Raw genomic sequence first — 1,967 nt, 5'->3', positions numbered from 1 at the left:
GCCGTTTTCCCGCACTACCTGTTCGATATAGATCCGGGCCTTGTCCCCCTCATGGTAGGCATATGGAGTCGGCGTCAGGATCCGGTAGCCGATTCCGGCCACCTCGATCACGACATAGGCCGGATTCACTGCAGTAATGATGCCCTCAAAATACTCGTACATCTGCTATCCTTTCTTAAAAAGCTTGTTCAGGTCGGTCTGGCTCAAACGGACGACCGCGATCTGGCCGCTGGCATCCCGGTAAGGGTCGCTGGCCGTCTGCAGGCGCAAAAGCAGGTCAGCGGCTTCCGCGCCGGTCAGCTTGACCCGGCGGGCCACGTTGCTTTCAGCTGCTCTGGCGGCCACCATTTTCAAAAGCCCCTGGGCGCTGCTTTGCCGGCTGGCCAGGATCTGGTCCAGCAATTCCCGTACCTGCACGGTCACCTCGCCTTTCAGCCAGGTCGGGTAAGAGTGCATCAAGAGACTGTTTTGACCGAAGTCCTCCATTTCCAGCCCCAGCTGGCGCAAAAGGGGCAGCTGGTCCTTCAATTTCTGGTAGTCATAGACGCTGAAGTCAAAAACCAGGGGCTCCAGCAGGCCCTGCTGGTAGTTTTCATCCTTTTCCAGGCTGGCCAGGATCTGGTCATATTCCAGCCGTCTTCTGGCCGCTACCTGGTCGATCAGGTAAAGGTCGTTTTCATGTCCGGCCAGCAGGTAGCCGCCCATCTGCCCCAGCAGCTTCAAGGCTGGCAGGTGCTTGGACAAGACCTGGTCGGCCCTTGAAGTCAGCGGCCCTGTTTCCTGGCCGGCAAAAGGCGGCAGGGCGGTCTGTTCTTGAACATGCCGGTCCCAGGTCTTGGTCAGGACATATTTGTCGTCTTCTCTGACCTGGTTTAAGTCGACGTATTCCGGAACTTCACTTGCTTCGGCCGGCTTTTCTGCAGCTTTTGCGGCTTTGGGAACTTTTTCCGGTTCAGCCACCTGCGCTGCTTCCAGCTTGAAGTCATCCGGCCGGCGGGTGTCGACCACGTTTTGATTGAGGTTGAATTCCAACTGGTCCAGCTGGGTCTTCTCCTTAAAAGGCGTCAGCTGAAAAAGCGGGCTGTCTTCCTTTTCTTCCAGCAAGGCATTGGAGACGGCGCTGGTGATCAGGCGGCTGAGCTCCTTTTCCTTGGACAAGCGGACCTCTTCCTTGGTCGGGTGGACGTTGACGTCGACCAAAAGCGGGTCGGCTTCAATCGCCAGAACCGCGATCGGGTACTTGCCCGCCAGCTTGTTGCCGTAGCCGTCCAGCAGGGCGCTGGAGAGCTGGTAGTTTTTGATATAGCGGCCGTTGAGCAGGATCGAGATGAAATTGCGGCTCGACCGGGTTAACCCGGCCTGGGAAACCAGTCCGTAGAGGGTAAAATCCGGATCTTCGTTTTCAACCGTCAGCATTTTTTCAGCCACCTTGCGGCCGTATATGTTGGCCACGTCCTGTTTCAAGTTGCCGTTGCCGGAAGTTCTAAGCAGGACCTTGCCGTCGCTGGCCAGAGTCAGGCTGATTTCCGGGTGGCCCAGGGCAATCCGGTTGACGATGTCCACGATTTTCAGCAGCTCGGTCTTGGGACTCTTCAAATACTTCAGCCGGGCCGGCGTGTTGTAAAACAGGTCACCGACCGTGATCTTGGTGCCCTTGGCACTGCCGGCGTCTTCTTGAAACTTCTTGACCCCGCCGGCAAAACCGGCCCGCGTCGCCGTCTGCCCGTCGGTTGAAGTCAGGATCTCGACGTGGGCTACAGCCGCGATTGAGGCCAGGGCCTCGCCGCGGAAACCCAGGGTCGCGATGTTGAACAAATCCCGCTCATTGCTGATCTTGCTGGTCGCGTGCCGCATGAAGGCCAGGTCGACCTGGTCGGCGGCAATGCCGCTGCCGTTGTCTTGGACCGAAACCTGTTTTAAGCCGGAATGCTGGACTTCAACCCTAATCCGGCTGGCCTGGGCATCGA

2 protein-coding genes are annotated in these 1,967 nt (G+C 58.0%); both read right to left on the bottom strand.

The window, feature by feature from the left end:
• A partial coding sequence (locus lacNas_RS07365; protein ID WP_280515416.1) for an OB-fold domain-containing protein occupies positions 1-162 on the bottom strand: 162 nt, incomplete at its 3' end.
• A gap of 3 nt (positions 163-165) precedes the next feature.
• A partial coding sequence (mutL, locus tag lacNas_RS07360) for a DNA mismatch repair endonuclease MutL (RefSeq protein ID WP_201346739.1) occupies positions 166-1,967 on the bottom strand: 1,802 nt, incomplete at its 5' end.

It is taken from the genome of Lactobacillus nasalidis (assembly GCF_016587775.1).
Classification (GTDB): domain Bacteria; phylum Bacillota; class Bacilli; order Lactobacillales; family Lactobacillaceae; genus Lactobacillus; species Lactobacillus nasalidis.
This window is presented reverse-complemented; position numbering and strand designations above follow the sequence as displayed.